Origin of the sequence: Corynebacterium sp. UBA2622 (assembly GCF_002339505.1) — a bacterium.
Taxonomy (GTDB): domain Bacteria; phylum Actinomycetota; class Actinomycetes; order Mycobacteriales; family Mycobacteriaceae; genus Corynebacterium.
Window position 1 is genome coordinate 321 of record NZ_DDJO01000023.1, and the last position, 18,356, is coordinate 18,676.

Annotated in this window: 18 protein-coding genes; 13 read left to right on the plus strand and 5 right to left on the minus strand. The window is 71.8% G+C overall.

Features of this window, described 5'->3' with window-relative positions:
• Positions 1 to 8: 8 nt before the first annotated feature.
• The 6 genes from galU to B3611_RS09065 all read left to right on the plus strand — a co-directional run bounded on the left by galU (position 9) and on the right by B3611_RS09065 (position 6,064).
• Positions 9 to 914 carry a UTP--glucose-1-phosphate uridylyltransferase GalU gene (gene galU, locus B3611_RS09040; protein WP_422652310.1) on the plus strand — a complete coding sequence of 302 codons (906 nt, stop codon included), beginning with the start codon at positions 9 to 11 and terminating at the stop codon, positions 912 to 914.
• A gap of 88 nt (positions 915 to 1,002) precedes the next feature.
• Positions 1,003 to 2,250 carry a molybdopterin molybdotransferase MoeA gene (locus B3611_RS09045; protein WP_291314750.1) on the plus strand — a complete coding sequence of 416 codons (1,248 nt, stop codon included), beginning with the start codon at positions 1,003 to 1,005 and terminating at the stop codon, positions 2,248 to 2,250.
• A gap of 25 nt (positions 2,251 to 2,275) precedes the next feature.
• Positions 2,276 to 2,755, plus strand: coding sequence for a cyclic pyranopterin monophosphate synthase MoaC (gene moaC, locus B3611_RS09050; RefSeq protein ID WP_291314751.1), 480 nt, complete (start codon positions 2,276 to 2,278; stop codon positions 2,753 to 2,755).
• A gap of 49 nt (positions 2,756 to 2,804) precedes the next feature.
• The gene (locus tag B3611_RS09055) at positions 2,805 to 3,302 is read left to right on the plus strand and encodes a molybdenum cofactor guanylyltransferase (RefSeq protein ID WP_414646335.1); all 498 of its coding nucleotides are present in this window, start codon (positions 2,805 to 2,807) and stop codon (positions 3,300 to 3,302) included.
• 86 nt (positions 3,303 to 3,388) lie between these two features.
• Positions 3,389 to 4,153: a molybdate ABC transporter substrate-binding protein gene (modA, locus tag B3611_RS09060; RefSeq protein ID WP_291314753.1), complete on the plus strand. Its 765-nt coding sequence runs from the start codon at positions 3,389 to 3,391 to the stop codon at positions 4,151 to 4,153.
• A 9-nt stretch (positions 4,154 to 4,162) separates the two neighbouring features.
• Complete coding sequence (locus B3611_RS09065; RefSeq protein ID WP_291314754.1) at positions 4,163 to 6,064, plus strand: ATP-binding cassette domain-containing protein; 1,902 nt, start codon at positions 4,163 to 4,165, stop codon at positions 6,062 to 6,064.
• Here the strand turns inward: B3611_RS09065 and B3611_RS09070 are convergent.
• A complete protein-coding gene (locus B3611_RS09070; protein ID WP_291314755.1) occupies positions 6,061 to 6,315 on the minus strand; it encodes a MoaD/ThiS family protein in 255 nt (84 codons plus the stop codon). The two genes, B3611_RS09065 and B3611_RS09070, sit on opposite strands and share 4 nt — an antisense overlap.
• A 44-nt stretch (positions 6,316 to 6,359) precedes the next feature.
• Here B3611_RS09070 and B3611_RS09075 point away from each other — a divergent pair, with 44 nt between their 5' ends.
• From B3611_RS09075 to B3611_RS09090, 4 genes are read left to right on the plus strand one after another with little or no spacing between them, the layout of a single operon-like run.
• Positions 6,360 to 7,520 (plus strand): molybdopterin molybdotransferase MoeA, encoded by a 1,161-nt coding sequence (locus tag B3611_RS09075; protein WP_291314756.1) that lies wholly within the window; start codon positions 6,360 to 6,362, stop codon positions 7,518 to 7,520.
• Between the two features lie 12 nt (positions 7,521 to 7,532).
• Complete coding sequence (locus tag B3611_RS09080) at positions 7,533 to 8,006, plus strand: MogA/MoaB family molybdenum cofactor biosynthesis protein (RefSeq protein WP_291314757.1); 474 nt, start codon at positions 7,533 to 7,535, stop codon at positions 8,004 to 8,006.
• Entirely contained in the window at positions 7,993 to 8,457 is a 465-nt protein-coding gene (locus tag B3611_RS09085) for a molybdenum cofactor biosynthesis protein MoaE (protein WP_291314758.1), read from the plus strand. The genes B3611_RS09080 and B3611_RS09085 overlap by 14 nt, the downstream gene beginning before the upstream one ends.
• Positions 8,450 to 9,472, plus strand: coding sequence for a ThiF family adenylyltransferase (locus B3611_RS09090; protein WP_291314759.1), 1,023 nt, complete (start codon positions 8,450 to 8,452; stop codon positions 9,470 to 9,472). The genes B3611_RS09085 and B3611_RS09090 overlap by 8 nt, the downstream gene beginning before the upstream one ends.
• Before the next feature lie 24 nt (positions 9,473 to 9,496).
• Here B3611_RS09090 and thrB read toward each other — a convergent pair whose 3' ends face one another.
• From thrB to argS, 4 genes are all read right to left on the minus strand, one after another.
• A complete protein-coding gene (thrB, locus tag B3611_RS09095; protein WP_291314760.1) occupies positions 9,497 to 10,426 on the minus strand; it encodes a homoserine kinase in 930 nt (309 codons plus the stop codon).
• Positions 10,427 to 10,437: 11 nt separating this feature from the next.
• On the minus strand, positions 10,438 to 11,790 hold the full coding sequence (locus tag B3611_RS09100) for a homoserine dehydrogenase (protein WP_291314761.1): 1,353 nt from the start codon (positions 11,788 to 11,790) through the stop codon (positions 10,438 to 10,440).
• Between the two features lie 154 nt (positions 11,791 to 11,944).
• Positions 11,945 to 13,282 (minus strand): diaminopimelate decarboxylase, encoded by a 1,338-nt coding sequence (gene lysA / locus B3611_RS09105; RefSeq protein ID WP_291314762.1) that lies wholly within the window; start codon positions 13,280 to 13,282, stop codon positions 11,945 to 11,947.
• A gap of 3 nt (positions 13,283 to 13,285) precedes the next feature.
• Entirely contained in the window at positions 13,286 to 14,938 is a 1,653-nt protein-coding gene (argS, locus tag B3611_RS09110) for an arginine--tRNA ligase (protein ID WP_291314763.1), read from the minus strand.
• A 401-nt stretch (positions 14,939 to 15,339) separates the two neighbouring features.
• On the opposite strand from argS, the gene B3611_RS09115 reads away from it, so the two are divergent.
• Genes B3611_RS09115 through B3611_RS09125 form a run of 3 tightly spaced genes read left to right on the plus strand, consistent with a single transcriptional unit; the run spans position 15,340 to position 18,346 of the window.
• Entirely contained in the window at positions 15,340 to 16,125 is a 786-nt protein-coding gene (locus tag B3611_RS09115; protein WP_291314764.1) for a (Fe-S)-binding protein, read from the plus strand.
• Positions 16,126 to 16,148: 23 nt separating this feature from the next.
• Positions 16,149 to 17,684, plus strand: coding sequence for a lactate utilization protein B (locus tag B3611_RS09120; protein WP_291314954.1), 1,536 nt, complete (start codon positions 16,149 to 16,151; stop codon positions 17,682 to 17,684).
• 2 nt (positions 17,685 to 17,686) lie between these two features.
• Positions 17,687 to 18,346, plus strand: coding sequence for a LutC/YkgG family protein (locus B3611_RS09125; RefSeq protein ID WP_291314765.1), 660 nt, complete (start codon positions 17,687 to 17,689; stop codon positions 18,344 to 18,346).
• The last annotated feature ends 10 nt before the right edge of the window (positions 18,347 to 18,356 follow it).

Genomic DNA, 18,356 nt, shown 5'->3' on the forward strand with positions numbered 1-18,356 from the left:
AGGCCGTCATCCCGGCCGCCGGGCTCGGCACGCGCTTCCTGCCTGCCACGAAGGCCATCCCCAAGGAGATGCTGCCGGTCGTCGACAAGCCGGCCATCCAGTACGTCGTCGAAGAGGCGGTGCGCGCAGGGGTTCCCGACATCCTCACGATCACCGGTCGTTCCAAGGCTGCTCTCGAGGATCACTTCGACCGCCACTGGGAGCTCGAGCGGGCCCTCGAGAAGAAGGGCGACGAGAAGCGCCTCAAGCGTGTGCAGAAGTCGGCCGACCTCGGTGAGGTCCACTTCATCCGCCAGGGCGAGCCGCGCGGCCTCGGCCACGCCGTGCTCGTCGGGCGCAACCACGTCGGCGACGAGCCGTTCGCCGTGCTGCTCGGCGACGACCTCATCGACGAGGACGACCACCTGCTCGAGCAGATGATCGACGTGCAGGCCAAGCACGGCGGGTCCGTCATCGCGCTCATGGAGGTGCCGGACGACCAGATCCACCTCTACGGCTGCGCGGCCGTCGAACCGATCGAGGGCGAGGGCGAAGACGTCGTGCGCGTCACCGGTCTCGTCGAGAAGCCGGCCGCGGGGGAGGCGCCGAGCAACCTTGCGATCATCGGCCGCTACGTGCTCGACCCGTCGATCTTCGCGGTGCTCGAGAAGACGGAGCCGGGACGCGGCGGCGAGATCCAGCTGACGGACGCGCTCGCCGAGCGTGCGAGCGCGACGGGTGAGGGCGCCGGCGTCATCGGTGTCGTCTTCCGCGGCAGCCGTTACGACACGGGCGACCGTCTCGACTACCTCAAGGCCGTCGTGCGTCTCGGCACGCGTCACAACGAGTTCGGTTCCGACTTCCGCTCCTGGCTGCAGGGCTGGGTCGAGACCGACGAGGGCAAGGGGCGCACTCGCACCGAGCGCGGCGCCTGACGCCATCCAGCATGGGGATGACGCCCCGTTCGCAACCGAATCCGGTTGCGAACGGGGCGTTGTCAGTGGTGGGTTGCACAATGGGGGCATGTCGCACGCCCCCGAACTCATCACCGATGCCGAGCACCTCGCGCGCATCCTCGCGGCCGTTCCACGGCTGCCTGCGCGGCGGGTGGCGCTGGCCGACGGCGGCTGGGTCGGTGACGTCCTCGGGCGGGCGCTCGCCGCTGACGTGTGCAGCGGCGTCGACCTGCCGGGGTTCACGAATTCCGCGATGGACGGGTACGCCCTGCGAGCCGAGGACGCTGCGGACGGCGAGCTACCCGTCGTCGGCGACATCCCGGCCGGTGACACACGTGAGCTGACATGCGCGCCGGGTAAGGCCTGGCGCATCATGACGGGCGCGCCGGTGCCGCCCGGACCGGGCGTTATCGTCGTTCCCGTGGAGCAGACCGACGTCCCGCCCGGGCCCGTCCCGCTCCCGGAGTCGGTGACCGTCAACGCCGCGGACCCGGCGCGCAGCCACGTTCGGGTGGCGGGGTCGAGCCTGCCCGCGGGTTCGCGCGTCGCAGCCGTGGGTACGCTTCTCGACGCCGGGACCCTCGCCGCCCTGGTTTCCGCCGGCGTGCGCTGCGTGGACGCCTACTGCGCCCCGCGAGTCGCGGTGATCTCCACCGGTGACGAGCTGGCCGCCTGGCCGGTGGCCCCGGGTGAGGCGCAGCTGCCGGACTCCAACCTCCCAATGGTCACGGCGCTGGCCGCTGCGGCGGGGGCGGGAGACGTCGCCGGGATGCGCGCCGGTGACCGCGCCGGCTCACTCGCCGCGCTGCTGGACGCCGCCGCGGAGAACGCCGACATTATCGTGACCACCGGCGGGATCAGCGCCGGCGCCTTCGATGTCGTGCGCGCGACGGTGGAGCCGACGGGGTGCGCCTGGTTCGGCCGTGTGGACCAGCGCCCCGGCGGGCCCCAGGGCCTGGGACGGTGGGGGGAGGCCGCGCTCGTCTGCCTGCCCGGCAACCCGGTGGCCGCCTGGGTCTCCTTCCACCTCTACGTCGCCCCGCTCATCGCGGCCTGCGCGGGCGCGCCCCACCCCTCCGCCCGCCCGCGTCTCACGGCGCGCGCCGGGGCGGGCTTCACCCCACCCCGGGGTACCTCACCGCAGGTGGTGCCAGTGCGACTGGACTTCACGGGCGCAGTGCCCGAGGCGCACCCCTTCTCCGCCGGGCCGAACCCTTCGAGCGACGTCACCGCCCTGTCCGGGATCACGGGCTTCACCGTCCTCGGGCCGGGCCCGATACCCGCCGACATCACCGTCCACCTCACCCGCAGCTAGAAACACCCCCAGCAAGGAGCACCCGATGCAGTTCACCCATCTCGACACCGCCGGCCGGGCCTACATGGTCGACGTCACCGACAAAGAGCCCACCGTGCGCACCGCCACCGCCCGGGGTGAGGTCGCCTGTTCCCCTGATGTGCTCGCGGCGCTGCGAGACGGAACCGTCCCCAAGGGCGACGTCCTGGCGGTCGCCCGCGTGGCGGGCATCTCGGCGGCGAAGCGGGTCCCCGATCTCCTACCCCTCGCGCACACCATCGGCGTGCACGGCTGCGCCGTCGACCTGGAAATCCGCACCGACCACGTCCTCATCGAGGCGACGGTGCGCACCGCCGACCGCACCGGCGTGGAGATGGAGGCGCTGACCGCCGTGAGCGTCGCGGCCCTGAGCGTGGTGGACATGGTCAAGGGGGTGGACCGCAGCGCCTACATCCGCCGCATGGGCATCACCGCCAAGTCGGGTGGGCGCTCGGGCGACTGGTCGCGGGAGCTGCCCGGTGAGTGAGTGGGGGGACGTCGGGGTCATCGTCCTCGCCGGCGGACGCTCGACGCGCATGGGAGCGGACAAGGCCCAGATCAGGGTGGGGGGCCGGCGGCTCGTCGACAAGCTTCTCTCCACCCTCCCCCCTGCCGCCCCGCGAGTCGTTGTCTCCCCCGCGGATCTGGGCATGCCGACCGTGGCGGAGGACCCGCCCTTCGGCGGCCCCGTGGCGGGGATCGCGGCAGGGGTGACGGAGCTGGGCACACCCCTGGTCGCCGTCCTCGCCGTGGACGCGCCCCGCTCCGCCGCCCTGCTGCCCGCCCTGCGCAACGCGCTCGGTGATGGTGACTGCGCCCTGGCCGTGTCTGACGACGGTTTCGACCAGCCCCTGTGCGCGCTGTGGCGCCGCCGGAGCCTGCTCGATGCCCTCGCCAAGACCGGCTCGCGCGATGCCCCGGCCCGTGCTCTCGTCCGCGCCGCCCGCTGCGTGGCGCGTGTGCCCGGGCGGGGGCTGGAACGGGACTTCGACACGCCCGAGGCGCTGGCCGAGCTGGGTCCCGTCGAGCTGTGATCCCCCCCGGAAACACCGTAGTCACACCGCGTGTCGGGCCCGCGGGTTATGGTCGGGGGACGTAACCGCCGCCAGAAGGGACCACCATGCGACTGACCCGCGTCCTCGCCGCCTCAGCCATCGCCGCCGCCGCGCTGCTCGCCGCCTGCTCCTCGCAGGGCTCCTCCGATGCCCCGGAGCAGTCGGAGCAGAAGACCGACCTGATGGTCCTGGGCGCCGCGTCCACGCGCGTTCTCAATGACGACATCCAAAAGAACTCCGGGGACAAGCTGACCTTCGTCAACGCCGGTTCCTCGGATCTGGTGCAGCAGCTTCGCGACGGCTCGCCGGGCGACGTCCTCATCACCGCCGACCAGAAGACGATGGATGACGCCGTTTCCTCCGGTGTGGCCGAGGACCCGCAGGTGGTGGCCACCAATTCGATGGTGCTCGTCGTCCCGCGCGACAACCCGGCGAAGATCACCCGGATCGACGACGTGCAGCGCGACGGCGTGCACGTGGTCATGTGCGACGCGCAGGTTCCCTGCGGTGCCGTGACCAACAAGCTGGTGGAGGCCAACGGGCTCACGGTCCGCCCCGTCTCGCTCGAGCACAGCGTCTCCGACACCCTGGGCAAGGTCGTCTCCGGCGAGGCAGACGCGGGCTTCGTTTACCGCACCGACGCCGCCTCCGCCGGTGACGCCGTGACCATCGTGGAGATCCCGCACGCCGACGAGCACCCGAACTCCCTGGTTGCGGCCGTCGCCACCCGCACGCAGCACCGCGAGGAGGCGAAGAAGCTGCGCGACGAGCTCTCCAGCGAGGAGATGAAGAAGGCCTGGGCCGAGCACGGTTTCACCCCGGCGAGCTAGGGCAGGGACGTGACGGAGTTGCGTGACGGTGCGTCCGGCCCGGCTGCCCCCGCTCCCCGGCCCGCGCCCCACCCCACGCCGGTGCCCGTGCTCGCACTAGCGCTCGTCGCCCTGGGGGCCGTTATCCTGCCCATCGGGGCGCTCGGCGCCCGCGTGCCGTGGTCCGGCCTGGGCCCGATTCTCGCCGCCCCCGGCACCAGGGAGCTGCTGCGCGTCACCCTCACCTCCGCCGCCGCGGCCTGTGTAATCTCGGTTGCCCTGGGCACGCCCCTGGCGCTGTGGATGCACAACCTGCGCCGCGGCTCGCAGCTGGCGCGCGTGCTGGTGCTGCTTCCCCTGGCCATGCCCCCGGTGGTCGCCGGCCTGGCCCTCTCGGCGCTGCTCGGGCGCCGGGGACTGGCCTCGCCCCTCCTCGACGCGCTGGGGTGGCAGTTCGCCTTCGCCTTCCCCGGTGTGATCGCCGCCCACGTCTTCGTCTCCCTCCCCTTCGTGGTGATCACCCTGGACTCGGCGCTGCGCCAGCTCGACCCGGAGGTGCTCACCTCCGCCGCCGGCGTGGGCATCTCCCCCGCCCGCGCCACCGCGCGCATCACCCTGCCGGCCATCGCACCGACGCTCATGTCCGCGGCGGGACTCGCGGCAGCGCGCTCCCTCGGCGAGTTCGGCACCACGCTCACCTTCGCGGGATCGCTGCCCGGGGTCACCCGCACGATGCCGCTGGGCATCTACCTGGCCCGGGAGATCGACCAGCAGCTCGCCTACGGGTTGTCCGCCATCCTTGCCGGGCTCGCGATCCTGGTCCTCGCCGCCACCATGCTGCCGCCGCTGCTGACCCGGCGCGCCCCCACCCCGCGCCCGCGCTCCACCGGGGAGGTCGATGCCGTCGCGCTGCGCGAGCTGACCCGCCCGGAGGCTGACGGCCCCGACGTGCGCGTCGGCGCGACCACCTTCCCCGCCGGGTCCACGACCGCCCTCGTCGGCCCGAACGGCTCCGGCAAGACGACGCTGCTCGGCACGGTCGCGGGGCGGTTCAGGGGTGCCCCGGTGACTCTCGGCGGCCGGGCCGTCGACCGGCTTCCGGCGCACCGCCGCGGCGCGGTCATGCTCACGCAGAACCCGGGGCTTCCCCCCACCTCGACCCCGCTCAAGGCCGTCGCCATGGTTACGGGCGACGTGCCCGGGGCGCGGGCCCTGTTGGGCGCCGCGGGGCTCGCCGAGCTTGCCGACGTCCCCGTGCGCGCCCTCTCCGGCGGACAGGCGGCGCAGGTGGCCCTCGTCCGCGCCCTTGCCCCCCGTCCTCGCGTCCTGCTTCTCGACGAACCCCTCGCCGCCATCGACATCGACTCCGCCCAGAGGTGGCGCCACATCCTCCGTGCCACCGCCGGGTCACGGACCACCATCGTGGTCACCCACGATCCGCTGGACGTGGCCAGCCTCTCCGACCACGTGGCGGTGATGCGCCTGGGCCGGGTGGTGGCGCTCCGGCCCACCGCCGGGGAACTCTCGGCACCGTCCACCGTCTTTTCCGCCCAGCTGGCCGGGCTGAACTGGCTGCCGGCCACCGCCCCGGCGGCCCGCCCGGGGGAGGCCGTTTGCGCCGCCACCGGGCTCGGGGAGCTGGGGGGCACCGCCCACGGTGGCTGGCCCGGGGACTCACCGGTCGCCGCCGTCTTCTCCCCGTCCGATGTCATGCTGGCCCCCTCCCCCGGCCCGGGGGTTCTCCGCGCCCGCGTGCGCGCCGTCACCGCGACGGCCGGCGGCGGGTTCAGCGTCGAACTCGAGGCACCCGGCGGGGTGCTCGCCCTGCCGGTTGCCCGCGGGGACGCGGTGCGCCTCGGCATCGAACCGGGCTCGCTGCTCGGCGTCCGGGTCGACGCCGACAGGGTCCGGGTGATTCCCGCGGGAACCTAGCCGCCGGCGAAGGGCGGCAGGACGTCCAGGCGCTCCGCACCCGCCGTCGGATCCCCCCGCTGCGCGCGGCGCCCGTCGACGAGGAACGTGCAGCGCTCCAGGACATCGGCGAAGGTGAGCCCCGCGTCCGTTGCCCCGGGGTGGCGGCGGGTGGCGTCGTCAAGCACCTCGCCGAGGGTGGCGAACTCGCCGACCTCCTCCTCGCTCACGCCGGCGGCCGCGCGGGCCGCGGCGAAGTAGTGGATACGCATGCGGCTCATCCTATCGCCGCAGGCGATTCGTTAGGGTGGGCCGCATGAGCAGAACGCCCGATGAGCACGCCGCGGCCGTGCGCGACCTGCTGGGCGCGCTTCCCGCGGAAACCGTGGGGCTAGCCGACGCCGCCCGCCGCCGCGCCCGACTCGCGGCCGCGGTGGTGGCCAGGGAGGACCAGCCGCGCTTCGACAACTCCCAGATGGACGGCTACGCCACCTCCCTGCTCGGGGAGCGCGCGGCGGTGGCCGGCCCGACCGTCCCGGCGGGCTCGGACCCCGATGCCCTCTACCCTCACGGCCTGGGAGGGGCGGCCGCGCCCGTCATGACCGGGGCGATGCTTCCCGCGGGCACCCGCGCCGTCGTCCCCGTGGAGACGTGCGCCCCCGACTCCTTCGTCGCCGAGGGCGAGCCGGTGCACCTCCCCGCGGCGGGCGCGGGCCAGTTCGTGCGCCCCGCGGGCTCCGACATCCGCGCCGGTGACACCCTCGCCCCCGCGGGCGCGGAGATCACCCCGGCCCTTTTCGGGGCCCTCGTGGCCCAGGGCCTTGAAGAGGTTAAGGTGCGGCGGCGGGCGCGCATCCTCCTGGTCACCGGGGGCGCGGAGGTCTCCGGCACCGGTGCAGCCGCGATCCGCGACACCAACGGGCCCATGCTCGAGGTTCTCGCGCACCGCCACGGCATCGGAGTTGCGGGGCGGGTGGCCACCGACGACGACCCGGCCGCGCTGCGTGGGGCGCTGGAGCGCGCCATCGGTGAGACGCGCCCCGACGCGGTGGTGACCTCCGGCGGGATCAGCCACGGCCGCTTCGAGGTCGTCCGCCAGGTGCTCGCCGACGGCTGGTACGGCCACGTTGCGCAGCAGCCGGGCGGCCCGCAGGGGCTCTCGCACCTCGGGGACGTCCCCGTGATCAGCCTGCCGGGCAACCCGGTGTCCACCCTGGTCAGCTTCCGCCTCTACGTCGCGCCCTTCCTGGGCCACGCGCCCGATCCCCTCCTCGCGCCCCTTGCCGCGGAGATTACCGGCCTGGAGGGGCGCGACCAGTTCCTGCGCGGACGGGTGGGTGCCGGGGGGTCGGTGGAGGCCGTTGGCAAACCCGGATCCCACCTCCTCGCGCAGGCTGGGCCCGCGACCTGCCTCATCCGGATCCCGGCGGGCACCACGGTCCCCGCCGGTTCCCTCGCGCGGGTCTACCCCCTATAAAGTGTGCGTGATATGAGAACCGCACGCGTGATTGTCGCCTCCACACGGGCCGCCGAGGGCGTCTACAAGGACCGCTCGGGCGCCGCCGCCGTCGAGTTCCTGCGCTCCCGGGGCTTCGACACCCCGGACGCAACCATCGTGGCCGACGCCGGGATCGCCAGCGCCGTGCGCGAGGCCCTGGCCGCCCAGCCCGCGGTCCTGCTCACCTCCGGCGGGACGGGCATCACCCCGGACGATCTCACCATCGAGGTGGTCCAGCCGCTGCTGGACAAGGAGCTCCCCGGGGTGGTCCAGGCCTTCTGGAGCAGGGGCCTGGAGAGCACCCCCACCGCGGTGCTCTCCCGCGCCGTCGCAGGGATCTCCGGGGAGACCTTCGTGATGACGCTCCCCGGCTCCCTGGGCGGGGTCAAGGACGGGTGCGCGGCCCTCGACCCCATCCTCGGCCACATCATGGACCTCATGGAGGGCTCGCGTGGCCACGAGTAGCGACCCGGGCTACGTCACCGACCAGACCGGGCAGGTCACCGGAACTGCGGTCACCGCCGCCCCGCTCGAGCCGCTCATCCACGCCGCCGCCCGCGACACCATGACAGACGCGATGGGGGCGCTCGTCCGCTTCGAGGGCGTGGTGCGCGACCACGACGGCGGGCAGCCCGTCGCCGCCCTGAGCTACGAGGCGCACCCCACGGCCGCCGCCGAACTGGGGCGCGTGGCCAGCGAGGTCGCCGCCGCCCACCCCGTGCGCGTGTGGGCGGCCCACCGCACGGGAGACGTGGCCATCGGCGAGGTGGCCTTCGCCGTCATCGTCGCCGCCGCCCACCGACGCGAGGCCTTCGCCGCCTGCGAGGAGATCACCGACCGCGTCAAGGCCGAGGTGCCCCTGTGGAAGGAACAGGACCTCGCCGACGGCACGACCCAGTGGGTCGGAGTTGAGTAACCCCCGCTACGCCCGCCAGGTCGCGCTGACGGGGCCGGAGGCGCAGGACAGGCTCACCCGGGCCCACGTGGCCGTCGTCGGTGCCGGCGGCCTGGGCTCCCCCGCTCTGCTCTACCTGGCCGGGGCCGGGGTGGGGCGCCTCACTGTCATCGACGACGACACCGTCGAGCTGAGCAACCTCCACCGGCAGGTGGTCCACTCCACCCCGGGGATCGGGCGGCCAAAGGCGGCCTCGGCCCGGGACCGGCTTCGGGAGCTGAACCCGGAGGTGCGCGTGCGGGCCGTCGAGAAGCGACTGACCTGGCCGGACGCGGTCGCCATCCTGGCCGGGGCGGATGTCGTAGTCGACGGCAGCGACAACTTCGACACCCGCCACATAGCCTCCCATGCCGCCGCGCGCCTCGGGGTTCCCCACGTCTGGGGCTCGATCCTCGGCCACGAGGCGCAGCTGTCCGTGTTCTGGGCCGGCCGCGGGCCCGTCTACGAGGACCTCTTCCCCGCCCCGCCCGCGCCGGGCAGCGTGCCCTCGTGCGCGCAGGCCGGGGTGCTCGGCCCGCTTGTGGGCATGGTCGGCTCCGCCATGGCGATGGAGACCCTCAAGCTCATCACAGGCGTGGGCACGCCGCTGATCGGCCGCCTGGCCTACCTCGACTCGCTCGCCCCCACCTGGGAGGAGGTTCCCCTTACCGCCGACCCCGCGGTGGCCGAGCGCGTGCTTCGCGACGCCCCACCCCACGGCCCGGCAGAGGTCGGCGCCATTGCCGAGGGCGCCACAGTGATCGACGTGCGCGAGACGGAGGAATTCGAGACCTCCCACCTGCCCGGCTCCGTCAACGCCCCGCTGAGCGCGATCCTGGCCGGGCTCACCCCGCCCGAGGCGGAGAACGGTGCGGTGCTCGTGTGCGCCCGGGGGACACGCTCGGCGCAGGCCGTGGACGTGCTGGGGCGCCGGGGCGCGACCGGCCTGGCCAGCCTGCGCGGCGGGCTGGAGGGCCTCGGCGTTCTGCCGGGCTGAGCCGGAGGCAGAATCGGGCCGGCGCTAGGCGTGGCTCAGCTGCGCCGTTACGGGCCCGGCGACTTCGAGGTCGATGACCCGCAGGCCCGCCTCGCGGGCCGCGTCGAGGATCTTCTCCGGGACCGGCTCCGTGCTGAGCACCAGCGCGGTCGGGCCCGCCCCGGAAAGGAAGGCTGCGTAACCGCGGTTGCGCAGGTGGTTGACCCACTCCGCCGTGACGGGCAGCACGTCGGCGCGGTAGGTCTGGTGCAGCCGGTCGCGGGTGCCCTCCCACAGAAGCTCGGGGTGGTGCTGGATGGCCACCGTCATCACGGCCGTGCGCGAGACGTTGAAGCGGGCGTCGGTGTGCGTGACGTGGCTGGGCAGGACCTTGCGCACCGCGTTTGTCGAGGCGCGGAAGTCCGGCACCAGCGCGGTGGCGCGGATCGCGGGGTGCACCGGAACGCCGACGGCCCTGTAGGAGGGCTGGGAAACGCCGTCGACGGGCACGTCGGTCCAGGACACCACCGCACCGCCGAGCACGGAGGCGGCGGCGTTGTCCGGGTGGCCCTCGAAGGCCGACGCGAGCTGCACCACCGCGTCGGTGTCCAGGGGATTTCCCGCCAGGGTGTTCGCCGCCACGACTCCCGCGACCGCCGCCGCGGCGGAGGAGCCGAGCCCGCGGGACTGCGGGATGGCGTTGGTGCAGGTCACTCTCAACCCGGGCGCGTCCGCCCCGGCCGCGGAGAGCCCGGAGCGGATGGCCCGGACGACCAGGTGGGAGGAATCCCGCGGCAGGTCGTCGGCACCCTCGCCGAAGATCTCGACCTCGAGGCCCGAGGGGGTGACCTCGACCTGCACGGTGTCGTAGATGCCCACGGCCAGGCCGAGGGTGTCGAAGCCCGGGCCGAGGTTCGCGGAGGAACCGGGGACGGTGACGGTGGCCGTGAGGCCGACGGGAAGTTCAGTCGCCATGCCGGTCCCCGCTACGCGTCGAGGCGGATGACGGAGTTCACCGCGCGCACGTCGTCGTGTTCGCCGAGCTTGTCGACGATCGCCCGCAGGTCCTTCTCCTTCGCCATGTGCGTGACCACGATGAGGTGCGCCTCCTCGCCGGACTCCTCCTGGCGCACGGCGGAAAGCGACACCCCGGCGTCGGCGAACATGCTGGTCAGCTCGGTGAGCACGCCGACGCGGTCGTTGACGCTCATGTTGATGTGGTAGCGCGTGGACACCTCGCCGAAGTCGACGACCCGGTAGTCGGCGTAGGGGTTCTCGGCCGGGGCGCGCCCGCCGTGGACCTTGTTGCGCGCGGCCCCGACGAGGTCGCCCAGCACCGCTGAGGCGGTGGGGGCGCCGCCCGCGCCGTTACCGTAGAACATGAGGCGCCCGGCGGCCTCGGCCTCGACGAAGATCGCGTTGTAGGACTTGTCCACGCTGGCCAGGGGGTGCTCGTTGGACACCAGCGTGGGGTGCACGCGGGCGTTGACGCCGGTGGTGTTGCCCTCGGCGTCGACCAAGCGCTCACAGATGGCCAAAAGCTTGATGGTTTCGTCCGAGGCCTTCGCCGCGGCGATGTCGTCGGCGGTGATCCGGGTGATCCCCTCGCAGTAGACGTCGTCGTAGGTCACGCGGGTGTGGAAGCCCATGGAGGCGAGGATGGCCGCCTTCGAGGCGGCGTCGTGGCCCTCCACATCGGCGGTCGGGTCCGCCTCCGCGTAGCCCAACCGGGTCGCCTCGGCGAGCGCGTCCTCGTAGCTCATGCCCGTGGTGGTCATCGCGTCGAGGATGAAGTTGGTGGTCCCGTTGACGATGCCGGAGATGCGGTTGACCTGGTCACCCGCGAGCGAGCGGCGCAGCATGCCCACGACGGGGATGGCGGCGGCGACCGCCGCCTCGTAGTAGAGGTCCACGCCGGCTTCGTTGGCGGCCTCGGAGAGCTCGTCGGCGTGGGCGGCGACGAGCGCCTTGTTGGCCGTGACCACGGACTTGCCGTTCTTCAGGGCCTCCAGCACGAGCTCGCGCGGGTAGTCGATCCCGCCGATCAGCTCGACGACGACGTCGATGTCCCCGCGGGAGATCAGGCTGCGCGCGTCGTCGGTGAGCTCGATGCCCTGCACCTCGGGAGCGTCGCGGTGCTTGTCCAGGTTGGACACCGCGACCCCGCGCACCTCGATGCGCCCGCCGATGCGGTGGGCGAGGTTGTCGGAGAATTCGTGGATGAGGCGCAGCACCTCGGTGCCGACGGTGCCCTTGCCGAGGATGGCCACGCCGACCGCCTCGCCAATCCCCTTGCCGGGGTAGTTGCCGTTCCGGTCTTCGGCATGTGTCGCAGTCATGGTCTCCGGGTGCTCCTGTCGTTGCGGTCTCGGTGTGTTCGTGCGGTGCTGGTGCGCGGTGCTGGTGCGTGGTGCTGGTGCGTGGGCCGTGCTGTTCCCCAGGGTGTCCCCAGGGTACCGCCCAGCCTATGCAGCCGGGGTACTTTTATTCGCTTCAGTACTCCCGGGCCAGGATGTCCTCCACGGTCTCCCGTCGCACCATCGGGGTGACCCTCCCGCAGCGCACGGAGACGACGGCGGGGCGGCCGAAGGAGTTGTAGTTCGAGCCCATGGAGTAGCAGTACGCCCCTGTCGCGGCCAGGGCGATGAGGTCGCCGCTGGCGATGTCGTCCGGCCAGGCGGCGTCGTTGATCAGGATGTCGCCCGACTCGCAGTGGGAACCCACCAGGCGGGTTTCCACCGGCTCGCCCTCCGTGAAGCGGTTGACCACCCGCCCGTCGTAGGCGGCCTCGTAGAGCGACGGGCGGATGTTGTCGCTCATGCCGCCGTCGACGGCGATGTAACGGCGCGTGGTGGTGTACGAGGTGTGCACGTCCTTGACGATGCCCGCCGAGTACACCGTCACCGTCGACGGCCCGGCGATCGCGCGCCCCGGCTCCACCACCACGGTCGGGGCGGGGATGCCGAGCTCGTCCGCGACGTTGCGCACCTCGCGCAGCAGGTCGGACGCGATGGCCGCGACGTCGAGCGGCTCCTCGTCCGGGGTGTAGGCGATGCCGTAGCCGCCGCCGAGGTCGAGGTACTCGAGTGCGATGCCGCGCTCCTCCCACACCCGGCGGTACAGCTTGAGCACGCGCTCGGCCGCCAGCTTGAAGCCCTCGGCGTCGAAGACCTGGGAGCCGACGTGGCAGTGCAGGCCCGTCAGGGCGAGGTTGCTGGACTCGATCGCGTCCACAGCCGCCTGGAAAGCCGAACCCGAGGCCAGCGAGAGGCCGAATTTCTGGTCCTCGTGGCTGGTGGCGATGAACTCGTGGGTGTGCGCGTCCACGCCCGGCTTGGCGCGCACGAAGACCTCCTGGACCTTCCCGCACTCGGCCGCGACGGCGTTGAGCTCGGCGAGCTCCTGGTGGGAGTCGATCACCACGTGGCCCACGCCGGATTCCACGCACAGGCGCAGGAAGGAGTCCGACTTGTTGTTGCCGTGAACAGTGATGCGCTCGGCCGGGAAATCCGCAGCCAGCGCGATGAGCAGCTCGTTCTCGCTGGCCACGTCGAGGGCGAGGCCCTCCTCGTCCACCCAGCGCGCGATCTGGCGGGTGAGGAACGCCTTGGAGGCGTAGTGCACGTTGGCGGGGCCGTCGAAGGCGCGGCCCATGTCGCGGCAGCGGGAGCGGAAGTCGTCCTCGTCCACCACCATGACCGGCGTGCCGTATTCCTCCACGATCTCCGGCAGGGGCACACCCGCGATGGTGACCACCCCGTCCTCCTGGCGTGCGGCACCGCGCGGCCAGACGTGGGCGGGCAGGTCGTTGAAGTTCGTCGTGCGCAGCACCACTTACATCCTCTCGGGCGCGCTCACGCCCACCAACCCGAGGGCGTTTGCCAGCACCCGGCGGGTGGCCATGGCCAGCGCGAGGCGCGCCGAGTGGATCGCCTCGGCTTCCTCCCCCGCCTTCGGAAGGATCTGGCACGTGTCGTAGAACTTGTGGAAGGAGCTGGCCAGCTCCTCGGCGTAGCGCGCGACGCGGTGCGGCTCGCGCAGTTCCGCGGCGGCCGTGACCACCGCGGGGAACTCACCGAGCGTGCGGATCAGGTCGCCCTCCTTCTCGTGGGTGAGCAGGGAGACGTCGGGCTGGTCGTAGGTCACCCCCGCCTCGGCGGCCCGGCGCTCGATGGAGCACAGGCGCGCGTGGCCGTACTGCACGTAGTAGACGGGGTTGTCGGAGGACTGCTTCGTCCACAGGCCCAGGTCGATGTCGAGGGTCTGGTCCACCGAGGAGCGCACGAGAGCGTAGCGGGCACCGTCGGTGCCGATCGCGTCGACGAGGTCGTCGAGGGTGATGATCGTCCCGGCGCGCTTGGACATCTTCACGGGCTTGCCGTCGCGCACGAGGTTGACCATCTGGCCGATGAGCACCTCCACTGCCTGCGGGTCGTAGCCCAGGGCCTGCGCGGCGGCGCGCAGGCGGGCAATGTAGCCGTGGTGGTCGGCGCCGAGCATGTAGATCGCCAGCGTGTGCCCGCGGTCGAACTTGTCGGCCACGTAGGCGATGTCGCCGGCGATGTAGGCGGCGTCACCGTCGGACTTGATCACCACGCGATCCTTGTCGTCCCCGAAGTCGGTGGAGCGCAGCCACCAGGCGCCCTCGGACTCGTAGAGGTTGCCGTTGTCCTTCAGCGTGCGCACGGCCTTGTCCACCGCACCGGACTCGAACAGGGAGTTCTCGTGGAAGTAGACGTCGAAGTCCACGCCGAAGTCGTGCAGCGACTGCCTGATGTGCGCGAACATCATCTCCACGCCCTCGGCGCGGAAGACCTCCTGGACCTCCTCGGCCGTACCCTCGAGGGCGTGGGGTCGCTTCTCGAGGACCTTCCCCGCGATCTCGGAGATGTAATCGCCGCCGTAACCGTCCTCCGGCGTCGGCTCCCCCTTCGCCGCCGCCACCAGCGAGCGGGCGAAGCGGTCGATCTGCCCGCCGTGGTCGTTGAAGTAGTACTCGCGGGTGACCTCCGCGCCCGCTGCCTCGAGGACGCGGCCGAGGGAGTCGCCGACGGCCGCCCAGCGCGTGCCGCCGAGGTGGATCGGCCCGGTCGGGTTCGCGGAGACGAACTCGAGGTTGATCTTCTGCCCCGCGTAGGCCTCCGAGCGCCCGTAGTCTCCGGCTGCGGCGAGAATGTCTGTGACGATGCGCCCCTGGGCATCGGCCGCCAGGCGCAGGTTGATGAAGCCCGGCCCGGCTACCTCGGCGGTGGCGATGGCCGGGTCGTCCGCGAGGGCGTCGACAAGCCAGGCGGCGAGCTCGCGCGGGTTGGTGCCGGCCTTCTTGGCCACCTGGAGGGCGATGTTGGTCGCGTAATCGCCGTGCTCGGGGTTGCGCGGGCGCTCGACGGTGACCGCCTCCGGGACGACGGCGGTGTCGAGCCCGTGGGCCCCGAGGACAGCGGTTGCTGCCCGCTGGATGGTTGCGGCGAGATCTGCTGGCGTCATGGGACGCAAGTCTAATTCAGGGCCCGGACATCGTCCCTATTAGGTTGTTTGCCCCTTTTGCGCCCGCCCAGGTGACACCCCGGCCCCTGGCCCCACCCCCGAATTCCGGTAGGCCCCCGCCCGGCCCGTGGCCCGGCCCGGGCGGAAAGCGCTGCGCACACCCTTTTTGCCGCAGCGTGCGGGCGGTGTGAGTCAAGGCATACCCGTGCCGGTTCCTCCCCGCCGGCCCAACAGCGGTAAATGTGGAGGGCAAGGAGTCCGCGGCCCGGCCACGGCCGTCGGGGGTCCTTGTCCGCCCCCGGCGCGGGCGCGCGTTCGGCCGGAAACTGAACCGCGTGCCCGTCAGCCCCGCCCCGTTTGTGTCACTCTCCACCACTTTCTTGCTGTTTAAGGAGCCCCTCATGCGAGTAGCTTTGTTCTCTACTTGTATCGGTGACGCCCTGTTCCCCGATGCCCACAAGGCGTCCGCGCTCGTTCTGTCCCGCCTCGGCTACGAGGTCGTTTTCCCCGAGGGCCAGACCTGCTGCGGACAGATGCACATCAACACCGGGTACCAGAAGCAGGCGCTGCCGATCATCGAGTCCTACGTCGACGCCTTCTCCGACCCCTCCATCGACTACGTCGTGGCCCCCTCCGGCTCCTGCGCCGGCGCCGTGCGCCACCAGCACGCGGACCTGGCCGGAAAGTACGGCTCCAAGGGCCTGTCCGAGGCCGCCGCGGCAACCGCGAAGAAGACCTACGAGCTCACCGAGTTCATCACCGACGTCGCCGGCGTGACGGACGTGGGCGCCTTCTTCCCCCACCGCGTGACCTACCACGAGTCCTGCCACTCCAAGCGCATCCTCAAGGTGGGCCAGCGCCCCTACGACCTGCTGCGCAACGTCGAGGGCCTCGACCTGGTCGAGCTGCCCAACCGCGAGGAGTGCTGCGGCTTCGGCGGCACCTTCGCCGTGAAGATGTCGGAGGTCTCCGCCGCCATGGTTTCCGACAAGACCCGCCACATCAAGGAGACCCAGGCCGAGTACGTCACCGCGGGCGACTCCTCCTGCCTGATGAACATCGCCGGCGCCATGAGCCGCCAGCACCTGGGCGTGCGCGCCCTGCACATCGCCGAAATTCTGGCCTCGACGAAGGAGCACCCGTGGACTCCCACCTCGGCCGTTTACTCGAAGGAGACAATGCTGTGAAGGTCGCACTCGGCCAACCGACGATGCCCCCGCGCGCGCAGGGGCCCAACCACCTCCGCGGCGCCGTCAAGTTCCAGAAGAGGGCCCACCTCGAGCTCGACAACGCCACCAAGCGCCACAACCTGAACCACGCCACCACGGCCATCCGCATCAAGCGCCAGGCCGTCGTCGACGAGCTCGACGACTGGGCCCAGCTGCGCGAGGCCGGCTCCACCATCAAACGCGACGTCGCCGCCCGCCTGCCCGAGCTGCTCGAGCAGTTCGAGGAGGCCGTCACCGCCCGCGGCGGCCACGTGCACTGGGCCCGCGACTCCCGCGAGGCCAACGACATCATCCGCGGCCTCATCGAGGAAACCGGTGAGACCGAGGTGGTCAAGATCAAGTCGATGGCCACCCAGGAGATCGCCCTGAACGAGGAGCTGGAGAAGGCCGGCATCCACGCCCGGGAGACCGACCTGGCCGAGCTCATCGTGCAGCTCGGCGAGGACTTCCCCTCCCACATCCTCGTGCCCGCGATCCACCGCAACCGCGCCGAGATCCGCGACATCTTCGTGGACAAGATGCCCAACACCGACGACTCGCTCACCCAGGACCCGCACGACCTCGCCGAGGCCTCGCGCACCTTCCTGCGCGAGCAGTTCATGAAGGCCAAGGTGGCCATCTCGGGCGCAAACTTCGGCATCGCCGAGACCGGCACCGTCTCCATCGTCGAGTCCGAGGGCAACGGCCGCATGTGCCTCACCCTCCCGGAGACGCTCATCTCCGTCATGGGCATCGAGAAGATCCTGCCCTCCTTCGAGGACTTCGGCGTCTTCCTCCAGCTCCTGCCCCGCTCCTCCACGGGCGAGCGGATGAACCCCTATACCTCGCTGTGGTCCGGCGTGACCGAGGGTGACGGCCCGCAGAACTTCCACATCGTCCTGCTCGACAACGGCCGCACCGCCGCGATGAGCAACCCGATCGGCCGCGAGGCCCTGAAGTGCATCCGCTGCTCCGCCTGCCTCAACGTCTGCCCCGTCTACGAGCGCGCCGGCGGCCACTCCTACGGCTCGACCTACCCCGGACCCATCGGCGCGATCATCTCCCCGCAGTTGACGGGCATGGACTCCGCCGAGGACCCGAACGCCTCCCTGCCCTACGCGTCGTCGTTGTGCGGGCGCTGCGACGAGGTGTGCCCGGTGAAGATCCCCATCACCGACATCCTCCTGGAGCTGCGCCGGCAGAAGGCCGAGGAGCACACCCCGTTCCTCGAGTCGAAGGCCTTTGGCACGATCAGCCTGCTGTGGGGTAAGCCTGCGCTGTGGGACAAGGCCGTGCGCCTCATGTTCCTCGGCCGCGTGCTCGGCGGGTTCAACCACCAGATCGAGACGCTGCCCGCCCCGATGTCCGGCTGGACCAACTACCGCGATGTCGCCGTGCCGCCGAAGAAGTCATTCCGTTCCTGGTGGGACACGGACGAGGCGCAGAAGCTGCTCGCCGACGCCCGCGCCGAGGGCATCCCGGGAAGGGACACGGGGAAGACGAATTTCGAGGACGACCGCACCGGAGAGGTGAAGTAACCGTGAACGCCGCACGCAACGACGCCGCGCGCAACAAGGAAGCCAAGAGGGAGATCCTCGCCCGCATCCGCAACGCGCACAAGCTTTCCGACGCCCCCGACCACGTCGAGGTCGTCCGCGAGTACCGCACCACCTCCGATCTGTCCCCCGAGCAGCTCCGCGAGATCCTCATCGACCGCCTGATCGACTACAAGGCCGACGTGGTCGACACCACCGAGGACACCCTCGCCGGCGACCTGGCCGAGGTCCTCCGGGGTCGAGGCTGCCGGGACGTCGTCTACGCTCCCGGCCTCGACCCCGCGCTCTTCGCGGACTTCGACGGCGCCGCCCGCCCCGACGACGTCTCCGCCGACCCCCGCGAGCTCGGTTCCGTCGACGCCGTGGTCACGGACTCGCACGTCACCTCCGCGCAGACGGGCACCATCACGCTCGAGTCCGACGAGGTGTGCGGGCGCCGCGCCCTCAGCCTCGTGCCGGACCGCCACGTGGTCATCGTCCGCCGCGCCTCGGTCGTCTACGGCGTGCCGGAGATGATCGCCCGGATCGACCCGGAGAAGCCCTCGACCATGATCTCGGGGCCCTCCGCAACCTCCGACATCGAGCTCGTCCGCGTCGAGGGCGTGCACGGGCCGCGCGACCTCATCGTGATGCTCGTGGCCTAACCGCTCGAAC

Excerpts from the sequence above, each read along its gene's own strand:
- B3611_RS09045 (WP_291314750.1), top strand. The coding sequence starts at position 1,003 with ATGTCGCACGCCCCCGAACTCATCACCGATGCCGAGCACCTCGCGCGC.
- moaC (WP_291314751.1), top strand. The coding sequence starts at position 2,276 with ATGCAGTTCACCCATCTCGACACCGCCGGCCGGGCCTACATGGTCGAC.
- B3611_RS09055 (WP_414646335.1), top strand. The coding sequence starts at position 2,805 with ATGGGAGCGGACAAGGCCCAGATCAGGGTGGGGGGCCGGCGGCTCGTC.
- modA (WP_291314753.1), top strand. The coding sequence starts at position 3,389 with ATGCGACTGACCCGCGTCCTCGCCGCCTCAGCCATCGCCGCCGCCGCG.
- B3611_RS09070 (WP_291314755.1), bottom strand. The coding sequence starts at position 6,315 with ATGCGTATCCACTACTTCGCCGCGGCCCGCGCGGCCGCCGGCGTGAGC.
- B3611_RS09075 (WP_291314756.1), top strand. The coding sequence starts at position 6,360 with ATGAGCAGAACGCCCGATGAGCACGCCGCGGCCGTGCGCGACCTGCTG.
- B3611_RS09080 (WP_291314757.1), top strand. The coding sequence starts at position 7,533 with ATGAGAACCGCACGCGTGATTGTCGCCTCCACACGGGCCGCCGAGGGC.
- thrB (WP_291314760.1), bottom strand. The coding sequence starts at position 10,426 with ATGGCGACTGAACTTCCCGTCGGCCTCACGGCCACCGTCACCGTCCCC.
- B3611_RS09100 (WP_291314761.1), bottom strand. The coding sequence starts at position 11,790 with ATGACTGCGACACATGCCGAAGACCGGAACGGCAACTACCCCGGCAAG.
- argS (WP_291314763.1), bottom strand. The coding sequence starts at position 14,938 with ATGACGCCAGCAGATCTCGCCGCAACCATCCAGCGGGCAGCAACCGCT.
- B3611_RS09115 (WP_291314764.1), top strand. The coding sequence starts at position 15,340 with ATGCGAGTAGCTTTGTTCTCTACTTGTATCGGTGACGCCCTGTTCCCC.
- B3611_RS09120 (WP_291314954.1), top strand. The coding sequence starts at position 16,149 with ATGCCCCCGCGCGCGCAGGGGCCCAACCACCTCCGCGGCGCCGTCAAG.